Source organism: Komagataeibacter xylinus, assembly GCF_009834365.1.
Taxonomy (GTDB): Bacteria; Pseudomonadota; Alphaproteobacteria; order Acetobacterales; family Acetobacteraceae; genus Komagataeibacter; species Komagataeibacter xylinus_D.
Genome location: NZ_CP041349.1, coordinates 179015 through 198070, shown reverse-complemented (window position 1 = coordinate 198070; position 19056 = coordinate 179015). Strand labels below are relative to the sequence as shown.

Annotated in this window: 16 protein-coding genes; 3 read left to right on the top strand and 13 right to left on the bottom strand. The window is 59.3% G+C overall.

What is annotated here, in order from left to right; genetic code table 11:
- Positions 1-26: 26 nt before the first annotated feature.
- The 11 genes from FMA36_RS17785 to FMA36_RS17730 form a co-directional block, all read right to left on the bottom strand.
- Entirely contained in the window at positions 27-2135 is a 2109-nt protein-coding gene (locus tag FMA36_RS17785) for an alpha/beta hydrolase domain-containing protein (RefSeq protein WP_159264283.1), read from the bottom strand.
- 567 nt (positions 2136-2702) lie between these two features.
- Entirely contained in the window at positions 2703-4016 is a 1314-nt protein-coding gene (locus tag FMA36_RS17775; protein ID WP_159264279.1) for a DUF1173 family protein, read from the bottom strand.
- A complete protein-coding gene (locus tag FMA36_RS17770; protein ID WP_159264277.1) occupies positions 4013-6355 on the bottom strand; it encodes a type IV secretory system conjugative DNA transfer family protein in 2343 nt (780 codons plus the stop codon). Before FMA36_RS17770 ends, FMA36_RS17775 begins: the two co-directional genes overlap by 4 nt.
- 3 nt (positions 6356-6358) lie before the next feature.
- Positions 6359-6910 carry a hypothetical protein gene (locus FMA36_RS17765; RefSeq protein ID WP_159264275.1) on the bottom strand — a complete coding sequence of 184 codons (552 nt, stop codon included), beginning with the start codon at positions 6908-6910 and terminating at the stop codon, positions 6359-6361.
- Positions 6885-8066 (bottom strand): secretion/conjugation apparatus DotM-related subunit, encoded by a 1182-nt coding sequence (locus FMA36_RS17760; protein WP_159264273.1) that lies wholly within the window; start codon positions 8064-8066, stop codon positions 6885-6887. The genes FMA36_RS17765 and FMA36_RS17760 overlap by 26 nt, the downstream gene beginning before the upstream one ends.
- Positions 8063-8572, bottom strand: a complete 510-nt coding sequence (locus tag FMA36_RS17755; RefSeq protein WP_159264271.1) for a lytic transglycosylase domain-containing protein — start codon at positions 8570-8572, stop codon at positions 8063-8065. Before FMA36_RS17755 ends, FMA36_RS17760 begins: the two co-directional genes overlap by 4 nt.
- Positions 8569-8991 (bottom strand): hypothetical protein, encoded by a 423-nt coding sequence (locus FMA36_RS17750; RefSeq protein WP_053324024.1) that lies wholly within the window; start codon positions 8989-8991, stop codon positions 8569-8571. The genes FMA36_RS17755 and FMA36_RS17750 overlap by 4 nt, the downstream gene beginning before the upstream one ends.
- Positions 8988-9236 (bottom strand): IcmT/TraK family protein, encoded by a 249-nt coding sequence (gene icmT, locus FMA36_RS17745; protein WP_053324023.1) that lies wholly within the window; start codon positions 9234-9236, stop codon positions 8988-8990. The genes FMA36_RS17750 and icmT overlap by 4 nt, the downstream gene beginning before the upstream one ends.
- Positions 9236-10399 (bottom strand): type IV pilus twitching motility protein PilT, encoded by a 1164-nt coding sequence (locus FMA36_RS17740; RefSeq protein ID WP_159264269.1) that lies wholly within the window; start codon positions 10397-10399, stop codon positions 9236-9238. Before FMA36_RS17740 ends, icmT begins: the two co-directional genes overlap by 1 nt.
- Positions 10396-11436, bottom strand: coding sequence for a type IV secretory system conjugative DNA transfer family protein (locus tag FMA36_RS17735; RefSeq protein WP_159264267.1), 1041 nt, complete (start codon positions 11434-11436; stop codon positions 10396-10398). The genes FMA36_RS17740 and FMA36_RS17735 overlap by 4 nt, the downstream gene beginning before the upstream one ends.
- Positions 11429-11887 (bottom strand): DotD/TraH family lipoprotein, encoded by a 459-nt coding sequence (locus FMA36_RS17730; RefSeq protein WP_159264265.1) that lies wholly within the window; start codon positions 11885-11887, stop codon positions 11429-11431. Before FMA36_RS17730 ends, FMA36_RS17735 begins: the two co-directional genes overlap by 8 nt.
- 326 nt (positions 11888-12213) lie before the next feature.
- Here FMA36_RS17730 and FMA36_RS17725 point away from each other — a divergent pair, with 326 nt between their 5' ends.
- The gene (locus FMA36_RS17725) at positions 12214-12603 is read left to right on the top strand and encodes a hypothetical protein (RefSeq protein WP_007396668.1); all 390 of its coding nucleotides are present in this window, start codon (positions 12214-12216) and stop codon (positions 12601-12603) included.
- 210 nt (positions 12604-12813) lie between these two features.
- Here FMA36_RS17725 and FMA36_RS17720 read toward each other — a convergent pair whose 3' ends face one another.
- A complete protein-coding gene (locus FMA36_RS17720; RefSeq protein ID WP_167518070.1) occupies positions 12814-13974 on the bottom strand; it encodes a pyridoxal phosphate-dependent aminotransferase in 1161 nt (386 codons plus the stop codon).
- A gap of 211 nt (positions 13975-14185) precedes the next feature.
- On the opposite strand from FMA36_RS17720, the gene FMA36_RS17715 reads away from it, so the two are divergent.
- Complete coding sequence (locus FMA36_RS17715) at positions 14186-14563, top strand: helix-turn-helix domain-containing protein (RefSeq protein WP_019087395.1); 378 nt, start codon at positions 14186-14188, stop codon at positions 14561-14563.
- The gene (locus FMA36_RS17710; RefSeq protein WP_159264261.1) at positions 14563-15795 is read left to right on the top strand and encodes a type II toxin-antitoxin system HipA family toxin; all 1233 of its coding nucleotides are present in this window, start codon (positions 14563-14565) and stop codon (positions 15793-15795) included. Before FMA36_RS17715 ends, FMA36_RS17710 begins: the two co-directional genes overlap by 1 nt.
- Before the next feature lie 168 nt (positions 15796-15963).
- Here FMA36_RS17710 and FMA36_RS17705 read toward each other — a convergent pair whose 3' ends face one another.
- Positions 15964-19047 (bottom strand): secretion protein, encoded by a 3084-nt coding sequence (locus FMA36_RS17705; RefSeq protein WP_025440153.1) that lies wholly within the window; start codon positions 19045-19047, stop codon positions 15964-15966.
- Between the last annotated feature and the right edge of the window lie 9 nt (positions 19048-19056).

Sequence of the window (19056 nt, the reverse complement as noted above, 5' to 3'; positions counted from 1 at the left end):
CACCGGACGTTATGGCCGATGTTCGCTTATAGCAAGATATTGCTCTCTTCCGCCTGTTTAATGAGGGTTCGAGTATCCTCGGGAAGCAGCCAGTCCTCTGCCTGCAGCTTGAGTGCTACTTCACGGACCTTTGCGACGAAGCCGGCATGATCACCATAGCGTTCCTCCAAAGATAACCGGGGGTCATTGGTAGCCAGTCGCTCATCGCGACTTATTGGAAATGGAACGAATCCCCCGTAAAATCCGGTGCCGCGCCCAATGCCATACCCTGAAATCCGCTCATTCCAGCCGGTATAGGTGCCCAGACACACGATATGGTGTAATGTGGGTATGCCAGTCATTTCGTTTCCGTCTTCATTGACACGGGGTACAAGAGAAGGCAGGACGCTGCGTATGATTGGTGGCTGCATGCTTACAATGCCACTTAGATCAATATAATCGAAATCGTGCCCTAAAGCATAATCCAGAAAGGGGTTGAGTTTTCCGTCCGGGACTGGGGTATTTGGTATCCTAGGCCATCCCATTGCAGTCGCCGTAGGTTCAACCAGTTCGCCCGCAGCAATCGTCGGGTAGCTTGAGGGCGGTGGTTCGCGTTCCTTCATCACCCACGCAATAAGCATCCTGTTTACAGCCCTCATGGTCGGTCCCAGCGGATTGGGGTTACCGGACATGACTGCTTTCGGCATGCCCGGAAACCATTGTCCCTCCTGTAGGGAAAAGCTCGTCGTCAGGGCCCCATAATGTGTGACGCCAGGAAAGTAGTAGCGACGGACATTAGACGGGAGCGGGATGTCTGCAAGGGCATCGGTTCCAACTAAGTTTGGTGACATACGCAGTCCCCAAAATTCCGATGAACCGAATGTCTCGATTATTTTCGGAATTGTGCCGGTAGCACGACTCCGAGTAAGCAGACTGCTGATTCCTCTTCCTCTTACGGAATCATCATAACTTCCCCACCACAACGTTCCCTCACTGCCGAGTTCATAGAGATTGGCTGCCCCAGATGGCGAGCCAAACCGGACATTGAGCGGTAGCTGTCGGGCCGCGATATGGATGTTCATGCCGTCAAACACCCTGCGACCGTCTTCCCCCTGATTGAAACCCAGATGGACGAAGCTACGCAGAAAATTACCCGCTTGGGATACGCCCGAAGCGACTGTCCATCTTACCGCACCTACCAACGGATTTGGCTGACCCGAAGTATCGCTGGTCGCATGGCGCAGGAATGTAACGAAATCACGTGTCGCGGCAAATCCAATACCAAGTATCTTTGGATCAACCGCTTCATACACTAGCACATAGGCGAAATGGGGATCAAAGCCCTCACGCAGACTGATTTTCGTAGGATCCGGCACGCCAGGAAAGGGCACACTGTCACAGTTCCCGAAACACCAGTCTTCTGAAGCTACTTGAACGGGCGGCCGGTCATCGGCTTCAAAACGGAGCAGGCGAGCGCTCGAAGTATCAAGCGAGGCCGGTGCAGGGCAGGGGATCGGACGGCCGAGGCCCTGAACAAGCGGCAGGGTCACACAGGCTTGCGGCATGTCTCCGAGCCGCACCAGAACAGATCCGGTCAGCTTGTCGCCGTTGGGCTTCCTTGCCACCGGAACACATGCAGTCTGGAGTTCATCATGTGGCGGAATGTCTCCCTGCCAGCCGCTGATCACCCGTATATGGCCATCGGGATCAGCCTGGGCGCGCTCGGGCGTAATATTCTCACCTGTTGCTAGCCCGAACACGCTTAGTCCTCGATTAGGGATGTCATGGAGTACAAGGCCGCTGGCATGTTGCAGGTCTATTGGCTTTATGATCGCGAACGTCGCAGAATAGCTGACACGTTGGCGCATCTTGGCAGGCGCAAGCTTCAGATCGGTGATGATCGCGTTCGGTTGGATGTCTGGGTTAAGTTCACCATGAAACTCGCCGCGTAAAATTTCATATGGATGCGCACCTTTCTTTTGAGGGAGTTGCCTTCTGCTTCGAATGTCCAGTCGGATGATCATGATCTTTTTTCGGTAAATTAAAAATATGATACGGTAATTTAGCCCACCAGAATGTCGTGGGAAAATATTTTTTTCCGATTTGGCGGCAAAGAGACGGGGGATGGTCAGTCCGGTTGGGCTACGCGTTGACAAGCAGTCCTCGGACGACACAATACACAAGTGTTATGTGCCAGCCCAAAGCGTATGCATGTAGCGCTTGCGGCATGACGAAACGCATCTCCAACGGAGTTGGCGCGCTTTCTTCGTTAATCAGTTTCCGGCCGATTTCTTTAGAGCAACCATGATAACCGCGATCAAAACGTGTGTGAAGAGCGGTCAACACAGTTATGCTTTAAGCATGCCCTCAATGCGTGGGTCACGCGTGTAATCTTTGGTAACCGCGCCTTTGCTATCGATAATCCCCATTCGCAGCAAAGCCGCACGGGCTGTCCGCTTGCTCTTCATGTTCGCAAGGGTTTGCTTTCTTATTGCTGCCAGAGCCCCCTGGTGGGAGTTCGGTTTCATGATACTACATATAATGCAGCCAAGTGACGAAGTCACCACGTTTTATGTCAGCGTGCCGGATGGAGATGAGCCTCTATTTCTCGGCGCCTGCGGGATCTCGAAACAAGTAGTCTTCTGGGCTTCAGTTGTCCCAATGGACTGGAGAACACACTCGGTTCAGAGGCTTCGGCACAACATCATTGGCGGATATGATCGTCACGACATGGGTTTTGCTCTGCTTGGTGGAAAAGGCGGTGGCCGGCCACCTATTGTCGCATCCCATGACCACCATCCGCCTGCGCCGAAAGTCATGTTGTAGTAGTTGTCTTTCCCGGCTCGTCTGGCGGCATAGGCCTCGTCCGTGCGGCCAAAAACTTCCATTGGATATCCGGCACTCCGCGCAGTGTCCTGCAGGATGAAATCCGGGAAAACGAGATCCCGTTCCGCGTCGAAACGCAGTGGTTTTTCGAATGCGCGCCCCGCTGCCACGAGGGCATCGGCTACCGCCAGTTCATGACTGCTTTCGAAAGGAAGCATGCTGCGAGAGACGGTCATCAGGGCACCGGTCCTGACTTCCGCCTGGATCCAGCCCCTCCACCGGCTATTGGGCGTTCCGATGGTTCGTGCCGTCACATAGAGCAACGCTACAACGTGTGCCTGCCGCGCCGCTTCGGGCAGAGCGAGCGTGGCTGCCGCCAGTTGGTGCGACCGGGCAAGACGGTTCCTCTCGGCTGCAGGCACTGTCAGAAAGCAGCGGTAACCGTCGCGCTGTCCGTTCAGGGTCATGGTGAAATTGCCCCTGGGATCTGGTTCCAGAGCCTCCACGAACCCGATCAGGAACAGATGGTTTTCCTGTCCTTCTGTCCTGATAACGGCATGGAGACGCCGTCCGAACTTTTCATGCCCTGGGGCAACAGGGCAGAGAAGATCGGAGATCAGTCTGCCCTGCGCCCGGATCCGGGTTCCGGCAGAGGCAATCCGACCCAGGGCCACCGTCGGTGTGCGGTGTCTGGCAAATTGCGGCCGCCATTCGGTCAGCCCCGCCCGTTCCCACAGGAGATGGAGCAGCCCGAGAGGCGTCATCCGGCGCTGTCGCGCCTGTCCAGGCCGATCTGAAGCAGGCAGCGGCGTGTCATCGACTGGCCGGGGTGGCCCCTTGCGGCGCAGGCCGATCGACAGGGTCACAGCGACATCCCCATCCTCACCCTCGCGAATTACGCTATTTACATAGCTGGCGCGCCCACTTTTCTCCGGATCAGGCTTGTAGAACGGGCATGTCTTTTCGTGCAACGACCCTTCATTTGGCCAGACGGCGAGGTGATAACTGTGACTCTCTGCCCGGTAACGGATCTGTAGAGGTAGTACGGCGCCGCGATGCTGGCATAGGCATCGCGCTTTGTCAGAACGCTCCGCGCTCCGGCTTTCATCATATTTTGCCTTCAGGCGGCGTTCCCAGCGCTCCGGGTCAGTCCGGCGCCATTCGAGCTGGAACCTTTCCCCGCCAGGAAGGATGATGATCGTGCCCGTCATGCCGAGGTTTTTTCTCGCAATATCCTGATCTGGGTGAGGATTTCCTTTTCGGTCATTCCGGTGCTGGTCGCGCCCTCCTTCGGTGCGCCTTTTGTCATAGCGTCCCTGACACCCAATATAAGCAGTGCCTGACGCCGGGCTACACCGGGCTGCCGGTCCACGCGGCGTTCAATAGCCTCCAGGCGTCCAAGCAGGTGACCGTCGATGGGAGGTATGGTGCGGGGCGGTGTCTGAAAACCGGGTTTCGGGGTGGAGGCAGCATCACGCAGCATATAGGAAAACGGTGTCAGTATGTCTGTGCCGGCTGTGTGTTCATTCCCTTCATCGTCACTGGCGGTCGCAACCCGGCGTGGTGCGGCGGCGACCGCTGCACCGATCTGTGCAAAATTGCGCAGGATGTCTTGAGAACCTGGACCGAGGCGGTCGACTGCTTCCTGGAGTGCGCGAACATCCGGCTCGTCGTGTACCGTGGTCAGTTCAGACTGAAACAGGCCGCCTTCGATCGTCGCGAGGAGGGCGAGCAACTGCTGGTCCGGGGGCACCCGATTCAGGTCCAGCGGCGCTGCAAGCATGACCGGCTGAGCCATGCGGATCGCGCCTGACCGCCCATTGACGGCGGCAAAGAACGTCTTCGAATGGACGATGCGGCCGGCATACATCGTTATGGCCTCGCCCTCGATGAGTGACTGAAGGTCTGCCCAGGGAATACGGGCGACTTCCCGGACTTCGGCACCTCGTCCTTCCCGGTAACTGCCAGCCGAGTTGCCTTCGAAATGCGTGGCCTGACTGACCTCGATCCGATCGGACTGCTTTTCGATCCACTCGCGCGTGCGCATGGCATCCTGCAGGCGCATGGCGTGGGTGAGGTTGGCGTTGCCGAGCAGGGTAAAGGCTTTGTCGCCGATGCGTGTCGTAAGACCCGGAAGATCCTGAAATCCCAGCCAGAACATGCAGTTCAGGCCGCGTCCCATGGCCAGCTGCCGGTCCATGCCGTCCGTGACGTAGGCGGAGAGTTCGTCGTAGAAAAAATGGAACGGTGCGTCGCCGCTGCCTGCCTTGAGCTTGAAGACCTGCTCGGCGGGGCCGTCAAGGCGGGCGCCAAGAAGCTGGGCCATGACGCCGCGACCGGCCGCGACCACGATCTTGCCCAGTCCGGCCAGCGTATCCGATGAATTCTCCAGCGCGGGCAGCGTGACGACGAGAATGCGGCGGTTCAGCACCACATCGCGCATGTCGATATCAGGGATCTGGGCACGGAATATGTGCCCGAGACTGACGCCAAGCTGTGTGAAGACCCGGGTGAAATACATCTTGGCGTAGCCATGCTGCTCGCTCGGTTTGTTTTCCTTCTGCTCATTCCACGCCAGAGAGGAATCATATCCTGGCAGTTCGCCCAGATAGGCCTGGGCCGGATAGAGGATATCATCGGGAATTTCGGGAACGCTGATCTCGATGGGGTGATCGGAGCCGGGGTTGCGAATCAGGAACACACGATGGCGGGCCAGCGTGCCGATCCAGCGCAGTTCCATGGCGTAGCGCATGGTCTCGATGTTGATCGGCACGCCGTGCGTGTCGCGCATCCAGGTCAGCACCGGCGCGATCGTGCCGGCAAGGCCGACGGCACGGTCCCGAAAGACGCCGTTGGCGTCGTTGCTGGACGGCTCACCAAGCTGGCTGACCAGCATTTCACGGATGGCGTCGGCATTGCCGGTTGCAAACGGATTGAACGTATTGGACTGGCGGATGCCGCTTGCGGTCAGAAAGTTGAGATTGAGAACCTGGTCGTCCAGCCCGAAGCGGCGGGCGAGCGCCAGCACATCGCCGTGGACCGTGTTGTCACCCTTGCCGTCGATCAGGATGAACCCGGATCCGTGCGCAAGAGGATTGGCCAGCAGGGAGATGGCGGATGTCGTTTTGCCTGCACCCGTTGTGCCGGGCACGGCGGCGTGCTGGCGCCCCGCGTCGGATGAAAGCCAGAGTTGCTGGCCGGTCAGTCCGTCCGTTCCAAGATATATGATGCCTGCCGCCGCCTGCGGCCGACGGGTTTTGGGATCAAGATCGTGTTTGTCTCTCAGTCCGCAATACCTGGGCAGATGAAAAGGCAGCACGGGCTGGCGGGTCATGACCCAGAGCGTCAGGCAGAGGGCGAGGGGAAAGGTGATCCCGACGATCGCGGGAGCCAGCACGCTGAGCCCTGCCAGAATCATGAGGGCGAACCCGGAACTGCTGGATTGCAGCTCTTCGGCGATCCGGACCGTGAAGGGACGCGTGTCGCGATAGGTGGAGCCGTGTTTCAGTTGCTGGTGGACCTGCGGTCCGCCGATCTCGCGCTTCACCATGCTTCAGTCTTCCAGCCCGAAAGGAGATTTTCCGGTGCCGATCGTAGGCGCCACGGGCGCGGTTGGTGCCGTGGGGGAAACCGGCGCCGTCGGCGCTGTCTGCGCGCTACCTGGGGGTTGCGGATAAGTGACGACGGGCCGCTGCGTCATGATGCGTCGTGCGGCATCGATTTCCGCGCTCGCCGGGTGACCGTCGGGATTGTCGACCACATTTCCATCGACCGGCATGCGCGCGCCGGAGAGTGGGGGTAGAATTGCAGGCGGCCGTAGCATGCCAGCGGGCCCCGTGTCGGGAACAGCGCGGTCGGAAACCATGGCCTGACGTGTGCCGATGATCAGGATGGCGGCCAGCCCCCCGGCGATGAGCGCGGGCAATGCCTTTTTCAGGCGCCCGCGTCGTGCTGCTGCCGTTTCTGGTACAGTCGGTGCCGCATCGCCCGTCTCCGTCTGCCCGAAATCAGATCCGAGATGGAAATGGAGCGGCTGTAAGCCTGTCCCGTCGAGTTCAATGGTGATGGGCGCCCGGCCATCAGCGTGGAGGATGATACGGGTCATGGGAAGATCCTTGTGCTTCGGGCATCGGGCGCAGGACGGCGAGTGCGTTCTCAACCGCAGGGATGTAGATCGGACGTTGGTGGCGCCGTTCTTCGCTCCAGTGCGCACGCGCGCCGGCGGCCTCGATGCGGGGATTGGGATGAAGGTCTTCGGCCGGGATTTCAGCAGGAAAGCCGAGTGAATGCAGCGCGTACCACAATGATCGGTCGATCAGCTTCACGATGGCGAATGAGGAGGGTGCCAGTACGCCCGCCTGCCGCCGGGCTTCGTGCAGCAGGGTCATGAGCGCGGTCACGCTCCACCCGCTGCGTTCGCAGAGCGTATCGATACAGTTTGTGATTTCCTTGTCCTGCAGGGCAGAGCGGGCGCTTCGCACAACGGACTCTGGCACCGTAAGCGGCGTCAGAGGACCATGCGGACCATCAAGGCCGGCGTCGGCCAGGCCGGCAGAGAGTTCACCAAGCAGGGCGAGGGCGTCCCGGCGCCTCTGGAGGTAGTGCATCGCAAAGGCAACGAGAAGCACCTGTTCGACAGGGGACGCGGCGTGGATGCTGGTCCAGTGGCGGCCCAACTGGCGCGTGAACGCCTCGAGCGCGCCGGTTTCACTGTAGCGGTCCTGTGCATCGACAGCGAAGCGCGCACCCCATTCGGCACGTGTCAGGGCCGGGTCCGCCGGCAGGGGGATACCGTCCGTGGGCGTTACAAGCCTGTCCAGTCGGCGTCTGACGAAGCCTTTCAGTGTTGGAAACATTTCTGCCTGGACCGCGATCAGACCTTCCAGATCGAGCGCTTTTGCAAATCGGCCGGGGGCAGCACGCCACATGCATAACCCACCCAGAAGGGCAATCACGATGGCCACCGGCCATTTCAGGGCATTGCCCAGGATCGCAAGGCCATAATAAAGCTGGATCGCCCGCACCAGGTCCGGTCGATATTGCGCGGCCTGCAACTGGAACCGCAGGCGCATCAGGTCGGGATTAGACGTATGCAGCAGGTTGATCTGCCCCAGCATGGCCCGCAGATAGAAGGCTGTGATCTGCGTATGCCACAGGCTCCAGGCCATGTAGCTGAACAGCAGGACCCCGACGATGATGATGATCGAGGAAAAGAGCAGATAGTCATCGCTGGATGACCATGGGACGCGGTTTGTGCTCATGAGCGATCATCCCTGCGGTTTCTGGCCATCATCGTGAGGGCGATGTCGTAGAAACGCCGGAGATAGGCATTGCCATGGCGTGGGGTATGAGAGTGATAGAATGCCACGGCCTGCCAGAGGTCGCCGTGTGCTTCGTGCATCGCCTGACCAAGGATCCAGGCGCCTGCCTCGATATTGGCGCACGAACTGTCGCGCAGCGCCGCATATGTTTGCGCGGGCGTGCTGTGCCATCGCCTCGCGATGCGATCAACCCATGTCGTGTTGACCTGCATCGGTCCGAGATCCGCCGTGCCGTTACCGTTCGGGCTGACCATTCCGGGGCGGCCGGCCTCGACATAGAGGAGGACGAGCAGCACGCCGCGGGGCACGCCGGAGATTTTTGCCGAAGCCTCCAGACAGGCTGCAATCTGGCGGCCATTTTCTTCGACGCTCGTGGCGCGGGCGGTCGTGCTGGCGGCAAAGAGGGGAAACGCCCCGAGTGCCGCCAGAGCGAGGCGGGGGATCATGTCGCCCCCTGCAAGGTCGGCGCGACATCAGCGATCCGGCCATGGGCTTCGCCCCAGAAGTCGATCAGATGATTGAGGACCAGCGCGTCGTCCATCTCCGCAAGCCTCATCGTGACATCGATCAGACATAACATCACGACCGTAAATGAACCGGCGCGCACCTTGCGGACGGCATAGCCGAGCGCGCTGTCGGGCGTCCTGCTGACATCAAGGGCAAAGCCCGTCCCTGTCAGTTCCAGCCACAGGGCTTCGGCACTGATCAGGAAAATGGGCAGATAGGCTTCAGGGTGTGCCGCGTCAGCCGGTGATATGACCATCCGTTTTCCGGTGCCACGGTCCAGCAGTTCAATCGGCTTGCCGATTTCGGCCAGAAGCCGTGTCTGCGCGGCACTGATCGCCGCCAGATCGATCGCGCTCATGAGAACCGCCTCCTTTGCCATGTCGGCAGGGCGGTGCGGACCGGCCCGATGAGAAAGCGTCGGATGGAGCGTATCGCGGCCGGCAGCGTCAGCCCGAAAAACGAGATCGTCCCGAAAAACACCACGCCGAAGATCCCGATCAGCAGGGTGGTGAGGCTCCAGTGTGTCACGGAGATGAGAATGGGAAAGCAACTGCGGGCATCGAGAATGAAAACCCGGACAGGATAGGCCGTTGCACGCCACATCACGCGTCTCTCCTTTCTTCCGCCAGAGCGGTGTCTTCGGTGATCAGATCGGCATCAAGCAGTTTGCGGATGGCCTTTCCGAAAGACTGGCCCTGCGCCTCGACCGCGTCGGCCACGACGTCCGGCCAGTCTGTTGGCTCGGTCCGGGTCAGCTTGCGGCGCAGATCACGATCGAAGGTGAGGAATTCGCGGATCGCAACACGCCCGCCGCCCTTGCGGGGCACAAGGCGCTGGTTGATGCAGAACCGGAGCGCCTGAGCGAGGGCCGAGACCAGGTTGTCACGTTCCGAGGGGGGACAGAGCGCGATCGCGCGCTGGATCATGAGGGAGACGCTGTCTGCATGCAGCGTCGTGCCCAGGATACCGCCCATCATGGCGATATTGATGGCTGCATTCATGGTCTCGCCGTCCCGACATTCCGTGATGATGCCATCGCTCATCTCGCGGCGTGTCAGGCTGCGGGTGAAGGTGGGAAAAGTCAGGGTAGGGGGGCGGATCTCCGTCTGGCTGATCCGCGATCCTGAAGGCGGACGCAGGTCGTCCAGCAGGAACTCGATGGGCTCCTCGCCGGTTGCCATGTCGCAGTATACGGTCGGGTCCATCAGTTTTTCGATGGCGAGCCCGAATTGCAACGTGGTCTTTCCGGAACCGGTTGCCCCGCCAAACAGGACCATGCCGCTTTTGAGCCTGTTCGTGTCCCGGATTTCCTGTTCGACCATCTGCTGGTCAAGGCTTGCGGGGCGCGCGGGGATTGGACGCATGACGACGTGGACGCCGCTGCCCCGCTTGACCGAAATGGGTGAAAGATTGATCCGGAAACGCAGATTGACCTTGCGGTCCAGTGCCACGCTGTAGGCCGTATCGAGGATATGGCCGACACCAAGCATGGCCATCCCGTCAGAGGCATAGACATGGCCGACGATATCCGCCAGCGCGAGGGAGTCCGTCGCTTTACATGTGGCGTAGCGGATCACGCCGTGCACCTTGATCGTGACCGGATGGCCGGTCTTGATGTCGATGCGCGAGGCGCCGAGGCCATGCGCCCAGCGAAGGAGGGAGTCCAGTCCCGGCGCGTTACGCCGTCGTTCCTCGACCCAGGCAAACGCTTTCCTGCCTTCATCCGGCCAGGGTTCGTCGGTCGTGACGGGGATGGTGATATTCATCGGCAATGCTCCGGATAACCGTAATCGCTTCCGCGCCGGACGTGGCCCTGAAGCCCCGGCTGGCTCGCGATCCGGATCGTGCGGTCATTGAGGTGGAGGGTGTCTCCTCCTCCCACGGCGTCCTGGTGCTCGAACACGACGCGCGGTTCTTCGACGCGCCCGGCGTTCAGCAGCACCCGGTAGCGGGCCATGCCGGTAATGTCGCGCTGCAGGCGCGACAGATCGGAGAGGAAGATCTCGGTCGCCTGCTTCTCTCCATCTGCCCAGCCTTCGGCCACCCACTGGTTCCAGTGTGACACTTCCGCCTTTGTGCGGGGCAGGGCCGCGGCCACCGGGTGATGCGGTTTGCCCCATGTCCGGACGAGATACGTGCGCCAGTCCGGGGGCGCGGATGTCAGTTGTGCCTCCCGGGTGATCTCGAAAACACATTCTGTCTCGTGCGCCACCTGGCCGGTGTCATTGAGCGCAAAGGCCATCTGTGCCTCGGTGACGATGGGGGGCTGCATGAGGGTCTGGCCGCTCCCGATCGGAAGCACGATCGACCGGAAATCATAAGTGGCGTCGAGTGTCTCCTCATGGCGCCGCAGCATCTCGTTGATGGCGAATGCCCGGGCGGCCAGACCGCCCTGCGCGCCGTAAATATGCGCGGCTTCCCGAAGCTGGGTGCTTCGACCGGGTTTCAGGTCATCGCCTGGCTCGTCATTGGGGCGGGTGTTCTGAAGGGCCTCAAGAGAGGGAGGCGCTTCGCCGCCGACTACCTCGTCGAGCGTTGAGGCCCCTGTCACCGGTTTATTGATGGGATTGGCAAGGGCGGGGTCAGCCCCGTCCACCTGATCCGCACCCGGCTGGGGCGGCTGTGGCTCCGGGACCAATGTGCCGCTGCGGGCCGGTGGTGGGGATGGAGACGATGTCGGTAGCCGGACGTGCTGCCCCTCCTCAATGACAACCTTCCCCGTGGAGACAGACGCCGCATGGGTCGGGCTGCCTGCGGCCGTCACGACGATGGCCGAAGATAGAAAGAGCGCCATCTTACGCATGCCAGGCCACCGTTATCGCGTGGTGAAGCGGGTCTACCGAGACCATGGCCTGATCTCCGGCCTGATCGCCCAATGTCCGAAGGATATCCACCACGGCGGCAACACTGTTGGTCGCGACGCGCATTGATCGGGGATGGCCGGTGACAATCACGCTATAGCCAATCTCCTGGCCGAGTTTTGCGACGGCCTTGCCCAGCGGGCCGTCCCACACGAACCAGATCCGGCGGGTCAGGTCATCGGGGAGCGGGGGTTGGTTGGCAGATGCCACGACCGGAGACGGGCGGATGCTGCCAAGTTCCCGAAGATCAGTCGTGGTCTCTGCTATTGACCGCTGCAAGGCCAGTTCAGGATTGGCCATGCCGGTCGTCGCAATGGGAGAAGGTGACGACAGGCTCTGCGCACAGGCGTTGAGCGCCATGGGCAAAAGAAAAATGAGCAGAGAATGTTTCATGAGCTTCTCCGGATAACGGAAGAAGCTTCGAAGATCATCTTGCGACTGCTGCAGCAAAAATTGGCTGCGTTGCTTTTTCTTTCATGCAGGCCCCGAGAGCGGATTCGTGTCCTCTTTTGGGGTATGCTGTCGCCGGATTGACGCGCAGAATTGCGTGGGACAGGAGCAACCCTTTTCTGTTTTCGGCTCTGAACGTGAGGGGATCACCGGCAGCCATCCATGTTGCTGACAGTCCTACCAAGCATCTGATGTGCGCTGAACAATCTGTATCGATGGGACACAATGAGGTATGTCGATGATATGTAGCCGAGAGGGTAGAGTGCAGGATGAAGATCATCAGAACGGCCATCGTGATGGCGATCATTGCAGGCACGAGTGCCTGTTCGTCCACGGGTGATGCTTCCATAAAAAAAACAACCATCGCGGAAGTTGATCAGAATATTCATGATGGTGTGACAACTTCATCCCAGGTGCGTCAGATTTACGGTGAACCGGGGCAGAAAACCTATGAAGATGGTTATGAGGTCTGGATTTATAGTTTTACGTCCGGCAGGGAGGATGGTCTTTCAATAGCGCAGGACGTAGTCGGACTTGGCATGCTTGGAGAAAGATCAAATAACAAAAGCAAGATGCTGACTGTTGTGTTGAGTAACGGGATCGTGCTGAAGCATAGTTTTGCCACCTCGCATTTCAGTTCCAGCAGTGGCTTGAGGTAGTAATATCGCAGGCAGGTAATGGTTTGGTATGAATGTATTGATCTGGGCAAGGCATGCAGCAGGGGTTGACTATAATCAAGACGTGTGCCGCAGAACTTAAGTTGGAAGAAACTACCTGCATGGTCCGTAGTAGTGGGTCGCGGTAAGTGCGTATTCGCATGTCTCCTGATCAGAAACACAACTATACGCGCTCCAGACGTATATCCCCCTTTAAATCACTGCATTGACGGGTAAGCGGTCCTTCTGGTGACGAAACCATGGGACCATGCGGCGGATGGCTTCTTCAATCTGGTCCGTTGCGACCGCAAAGCTGAAACGGATGAAGTATTTCCCGTCTATGGGGTCGAAATCAATGCCCGGTGCTGTCGTAACACCCGTATCCAGCAACAGGCGCTTGCAAAACGCCATGCTGTCATCCGTCAGGTGCCGGATATCGGCATAGATATAGAACGCTCCATCTGGTGGCGCGATATGGCGCAGCCCCATTTCGGGCAGGGCACGCAGCAGCAGGTCACGATTGCGCCGGTAGGTTTCCATATGCCCTTCAAGCTCATCGCGGCAGTCGAAGGCGGCAAGGGCCGCGTGCTGGCTGAGGGCGGCGGGCGGCAGGAACAGGTTACCCATCCGCGCGCGGGCGGCTTCCACCTTTGCTGGCGGGACAACCAGCCACCCCAGCCGCCACGGCGCCATGCTGAAGTATTTGGAAAAACTGTTTACCACCAGCGCATTGGGATCATATTCCAGAATACTGTGCGCGCGTTCGCCAAAACTCAGGCCGTGATAGATTTCATCCGATATGATGCAGATCCCGTGCGCGCGACAGACGTCAACAATGCGCCGTATTTCATCAGGAGACAGGATGGTACCGGTGGGGTTGGCGGGACTGGCCAGGATCAACCCGTCGGGAGCAGGTTCAAGCGCGGCAATGGCGTCGGGGGTCAACTGGAAGCGTTCTTTTTCCCCACATGGAATTTCAACCGGTTTCATATGGAGCGAGCGCACGACATTGCGGTAGGCCACATAACCCGGTCGCGCCATGGCTACATGCGCGCCGGGCACAAAACTGGTCATTAGCGCCAGAACCAGCGCGGGTGATGCGCCACAGGTCAGGATAATCTGTTCAGGCCGGAGCGAAACGCCATATGTTTCGTAATAGTGCAGGGCGATCCGTTCCTTCAGGGGCTGGCTTTCCCAATAGCCCATGGGGTCTGTCGCCAGTATGTGCTGGGCGCGTTCGATCGCTGCGCTTGGCGCGCCGGTGGAAGGCTGGCCAAATTCCATTTGAATGATGCTGCGCCCCTGCGCGGCCAGTTCATGCGCCAGTGCGCTGATGGACAGCGCGTGGAAGGGATCGATTGGCGGAACAGGCATCATGACCTCAAGGTGGAAAATAGACTTATAGGGTGATGATCGCCCTGCGACCAGAAACCGCCCTTGGAAATCAGGCGGCCTGCCCAACGCTTTCTACGCGACGTGCCAGTTCCTGCCAGGAACGTGTTGTGAAGGGCAGAGGCTGTGGAGTTTACAGAATTCCATATATGATGCTATAAGGCACTTTATATGCCAAATATGAGTGATAGTAATGGGCTCACCAAAATCCCGTGCGGCTCTTGAGCGACTGGGGCGTGACCTTCGTGGCGCGCGCCTGCGGCGCGGCATAGCGATAGCCGACCTGGCCGCTCGTGCCGGCACGTCAGCAAGTTCCATCGCGCGCCTGGAAAAGGGAGACCCGGGTGTGGGGATCGGCACTCTGGCCGACGTGCTGGTCGTGCTTGGTCTTCTGGACCGGTTGGCCGACCTGATTGATATCCGCAAGGATGATCTGGGACTGGCGTTGGCTGCTGAACGTCAGCCTCGTCGAGGCCGGTCTTCTGCGACCACGTTACGCAGGCAGCAGGATAAGGATAAGGCCACGCATGGGGGAGCGGATGTTATTGATATGGACGGTGCTTCGTTCTGATGCCTGATTTCAGCGCCCATGTCGTTCTTGGCGACAGCCTGACTCCCGTGGGTCAACTGCGTTTTACGCAGGCAGGTCCACGGCAGTTTTCGACCTTCACTTATGATCCGGCCTGGGTCGAGAATTCTCGGGCCTTTGCCATCCAGCCAACCTTTCCCCTTGGCTCTGGGCCGTTTCATGCGGCTGGCCAGCCAAGGAACGTGCGCGATGCCCTTGCGGGTGTCTTTGCTGATGCTGCGCCCGACAGTTGGGGGCGCAGGCTTCTCGAGCGTGCCTACGGTAATGGGCTTTCCGAGTTTGAATATCTCACACTGTCGGATGACGTATGTCGGCAGGGTGCGCTTCGTTTCGCCGATGATAACGGAGAAATCATTCGTGGCGGCGCCGATGACACCATACCGCGTCTGGTCGATCTTGCCGCTATTACGGCTATCGCGCGGGCATATGAACAGGGCAAGGACATATCCGAAAGGGATATGCAGGCGCTCGCTGGTGCAGGTGGTTCGGGTGGGGCGCGACCGAAGGCCAATGTTCGGGACGGCGATGTGCTCTGGCTTGCAAAATTTACCTCGGTTCACGACCAGTGGCCAATAGAACGTATTGAAGTTGCCACGCTTCGTCTGGCAAGAGCATGCGGAATCCGGACGCCAGAGGTCAGGCTGGAACTGGCTGAAACGCCGTTTCCTGTGGCTCTGATCCAGCGGTTTGATCGGCGTGGGGCTGGCCGGATTCCTTATATTTCGGCGAGGACTGCTCTGGGGAAAACCGGAACGGAACTGGGTTCCTATACGGAGATTGTCGATTTTATCCGGACCTATGCCGCCGATCCCCAGGCAGAGTTCCGCGAACTCTTCCTGCGTCTGGTTTATACTATTCTCGTGTCAAATAAGGACGATCATCTGAAAAATCACGGATTTCTCTATGTGGGCGCTGGACACTGGCGGTTATCCCCCGTTTTCGATGTGAATCCAGCACCCGACCGTAACCCGCATCTGGAAACGGCGATACTGGAGGGCGGTCCGCATGATCGGTCCATCCGTCTGGCACTGGAGGCGTGTGAATTCTTCGAAATTACCCCTGCTGAGGCCCGGCAGATGATCCGCGTGACAGCGCGGCGAATTTCGGATGAGTGGAGGCCTGTTCTGCGAGAGGTTGGTGTTTCCGGGGCGATGGCGCGTCATTATGAAGCCGCCTTCATAAACGATCAGATCGGGATCGCGCTAACGATCTGATAGTCACATATGACTGATAATATCGTATAATATGCCAGATACGACACATAAATTTGTCGAATCTATCCCTGCCAGACGTCGCCGCGCTATTGATCGAACAGCATGGTCAACATCATTGTGTCCGCAATGATCGGGATGTGAGGCCGTCAGGAAAATATCGGTCACCTTCTACCCAATGGTAAATTCGAGTTCCGATTGTTCATCAATGGCGCGCAGGGTTTCATACAATCCTGCGGCCACGCCTCTACCTTCCACGATCTCATCCGCCAGTTCATCCAGAACGCCGGCAAACGCTTCATCGGTCGCGAGACCGAAAACATTCATGCGCTCGCTTTTTCTGCGTTCGATCTCGCTGTTTGCTGTTCCCGAGGGAAATACGGTGGCGAGCATCCGCAGGGCTCGGGCAAAGTGGATCCGTTTGTAAAGGCGCGAACGGAGCGCCGTGTCGCCAGGCGTCGTCGAGAAAGACCAGAGTTCGATTGGCCCCAGGACGTTCACCAGAAGCTGTTCATACTTTGCTTCTCCGGCCGACATGTCCACGAAGAATGGCGCACCATTCTTTCCCGGTCCCGGCAGTGCGTTGCGGATCACATAGGCGCTGGCATCGGACAGCTTAAAGCGTCGGATAAGGCTGTCTGCCGTCTCCTGATCACCGCATTTGAGGACCCATCGGGCGGTTGATATCTTGTAAAGGTCCTCGCTGAAATCGGTATGGTTCTGTGAAATGAAGGCGAGTTGGACGTTGTGCTTGCGCCCCTCGCGGCCGTCGCGGACAGCCTGCTTGTCTACCTGGGGCGCTGGTTCGGTACGGTGCCACTCATCGAAGTCGACACGCTTCGTCGTTTCATACATCTCAGTGAAGCGGGCGAGATGATAGTCCCGCATGGACGGGGGCATATGCGGGTCGTCGGCATAATCGGGATGGAGAAAGAAATTCCGGGCCAGGATATGGCGGCCAAGCATATACATGAGCGCTGTCTGGCGGTTGGCCGCGGGAGAGCCGGATGGTGCCACCTCGGCAAGATCGAGAACGATCACGCGCGCGTCCCCCATATCCAGCCTTGTCGGGGACGCCAGCATGGGAAAATTCTTGATCACGTTCATGATGTAGCGATCAAACGTGTCGATCAGGCTTTCTCCAGTTTCCAGGGTGATCTTGGAATAGCGTTTTTCGATTTCCGGGCTGCGGGCCGCAATCAGCAGATCCTGCAGGACCGGTACTGCATGGCGCTGGGCAAAACCTGCAAGGCGGTATTCCCTGAGATTGACAAGGGCATCGACGACATCCCGCCACCATGTCGGATCGTCCTCTCCCGCATGGTGGGGCAGGCTGATGCCCAGCGATGTTATTGCGGCATCGACGTCGGGCTCGATCCCCGGAGTGTAGATTTTGGGCGTGCCCCCCTGCACCCCGGTACAGAGGCGGTAGGCTTCATCAATCACGTCCTCTACCAGATGGTCCATGCCCTCCCACGGCCTGCCATCCAGCGGCGTAGCAAGGAGCGAGATGAAATTCTGCAGGAAAACGCGCTCGAGTGGCAGAGGATATTCCAGTCCGACCTGGGTATCGAAGACATTGACCTCGAAGCCCGGGATTGCCTGCATCTTGACGTAAACCGCCTCGTGCTGGCGTTCGGGGCCAAGCGCGTTGCGCAGCATCTCGATCAGTCCGCGCGAGGACGGCCCGATATCGAGCTTGCCGATATAGGGGAGCTTCGTGCCGTGGCTGCTGATCGCGGCGCTGCTGAGGATCAAGCCCAGCAGAATGGTATTGGCCAGAACGGATTTTCCGCCGCCAGGCGGGGCGATGATAATGTCTACGACGGATGGGCGTAGCCCGCCCCCGGTCGGATCATAGGGCCAGATTGAACCATCGGGTTTGCGGAAGAGAATGGATCCCCTCTGCCACGGTGACGCACTGCGTGCCCACGGCATCATGGAGAACGCGTCACCGACAAGAGCGAGCGATGAGGTCGCAGTCGAACCGAGCGCCAGGGCAGGGACAGAACCCATGGCCGCCTCCAGCGGATCGCCAGAGATCCGCGTTGTCTTGCTGTTGCCCCACGCATCAATTGCCTGGGAGAGGTCCGACGCCTGCCGTCGCAGCTTCGCCTCTGCTCCAACCGGAGCCCAGGTTGTGGCGGTCATGCGCATCCGCACGGAATTATGGTTGTTTTTCTGGCGCTCCAGCTTGAGTGCGGCAAACGCCCGTCGAATGTCGCTATTTCCGGGAAACATCGCCAGAAACCCGGCTCCGGCTTCCTTGAAGCCGAAGGCGGCGCGGCCGCCACCCTCCAGGATCATGGCGCTGCGCCACGGCAGTCTCTTGCGGCCAAGCACGCTGGAGAGTTCGGAAAACGGGCGCGGATCCTCTGGGCCAATCGTCATGTCGACCGGGGCGTATGTATAATCCCCCACGGTCACGAGCTGTCCGCCTTTCGTTTCGGCGTCGGCATTGAAGATCTGGTCCCGGATCGCTGGCCAGAGCAGGCCCTGCGGATGTGGCTGCGGGTCATCCAGATCGTCCGGAAGCCGTGGCATTACCCGGTCACCCAACAAGGTCGGTTTCCAGGCGGAGCCCGCCGTTTCACGATAGGTCGCTTCGCGCGCGACCTGCAATGCCTGATGTGGACCGAGGAATTCGCAGGAAATGTCGAACCCCTGCAAGGCGGCCTGGACGCGTGAAATGAACGATTCATGGCGGGCCGCCATGATATCGGAGCGCAGGGCAAAACGTTGGGTATTGCCCACGCGAGGAAATTGGGAGGCAAGGGTCCGGCGCTCCTCTGCCACCTGTTTGCGGTCCTCACGTGTCAGCACGCTGGGCCGGGTCCACAGGACATAGCAAGTGGTCTCCCAGCGCATGACGTTTGGCCAGCGTCGGCGCCTCTCTTCGATGACGTCCGAAAGGTCCGCTCCGATCTGTCTGGCTATGGACCGGCAACCATTGAGACTCAGGCGGTCAATCTCGATACCTGAGCGCTCGGGATCGGAAATATACCATCCCACAATGGCATGGCCACGTTCTTCAAGGAGACCCTGCAATTCTATACGCTGCTGCTCGGCGAGCGCTTCCACTTCCTGCCGCGTGCACATGCGACGCAGGCCATTGATGCGCAGTACGGAGACATATTCACCGCGTTTGGTGATGAGATGGTCCCCGTGCGTACTTTCCACATCGCAGAATGAGGCAAGGGGCTGGCGCAGCCCGAGGCTGATGCCGGCCAGCAGACTGGAAAGAATACCGCCCATTGATATGAT

Coding starts and splice junctions, on each gene's coding strand:
- FMA36_RS17775 (WP_159264279.1), bottom strand. CDS start 4,016: ATGACGGGCACGATCATCATCCTTCCTGGCGGGGAAAGGTTCCAGCTC.
- FMA36_RS17770 (WP_159264277.1), bottom strand. CDS start 6,355: ATGGTGAAGCGCGAGATCGGCGGACCGCAGGTCCACCAGCAACTGAAA.
- FMA36_RS17765 (WP_159264275.1), bottom strand. CDS start 6,910: ATGACCCGTATCATCCTCCACGCTGATGGCCGGGCGCCCATCACCATT.
- FMA36_RS17760 (WP_159264273.1), bottom strand. CDS start 8,066: ATGAGCACAAACCGCGTCCCATGGTCATCCAGCGATGACTATCTGCTC.
- FMA36_RS17755 (WP_159264271.1), bottom strand. CDS start 8,572: ATGATCCCCCGCCTCGCTCTGGCGGCACTCGGGGCGTTTCCCCTCTTT.
- FMA36_RS17750 (WP_053324024.1), bottom strand. CDS start 8,991: ATGAGCGCGATCGATCTGGCGGCGATCAGTGCCGCGCAGACACGGCTT.
- icmT (WP_053324023.1), bottom strand. CDS start 9,236: ATGTGGCGTGCAACGGCCTATCCTGTCCGGGTTTTCATTCTCGATGCC.
- FMA36_RS17740 (WP_159264269.1), bottom strand. CDS start 10,399: ATGAATATCACCATCCCCGTCACGACCGACGAACCCTGGCCGGATGAA.
- FMA36_RS17735 (WP_159264267.1), bottom strand. CDS start 11,436: ATGCGTAAGATGGCGCTCTTTCTATCTTCGGCCATCGTCGTGACGGCC.
- FMA36_RS17730 (WP_159264265.1), bottom strand. CDS start 11,887: ATGAAACATTCTCTGCTCATTTTTCTTTTGCCCATGGCGCTCAACGCC.
- FMA36_RS17725 (WP_007396668.1), top strand. CDS start 12,214: ATGAAGATCATCAGAACGGCCATCGTGATGGCGATCATTGCAGGCACG.
- FMA36_RS17720 (WP_167518070.1), bottom strand. CDS start 13,974: ATGCCTGTTCCGCCAATCGATCCCTTCCACGCGCTGTCCATCAGCGCA.
- FMA36_RS17715 (WP_019087395.1), top strand. CDS start 14,186: ATGGGCTCACCAAAATCCCGTGCGGCTCTTGAGCGACTGGGGCGTGAC.
- FMA36_RS17710 (WP_159264261.1), top strand. CDS start 14,563: ATGCCTGATTTCAGCGCCCATGTCGTTCTTGGCGACAGCCTGACTCCC.
- FMA36_RS17705 (WP_025440153.1), bottom strand. CDS start 19,047: ATGGGCGGTATTCTTTCCAGTCTGCTGGCCGGCATCAGCCTCGGGCTG.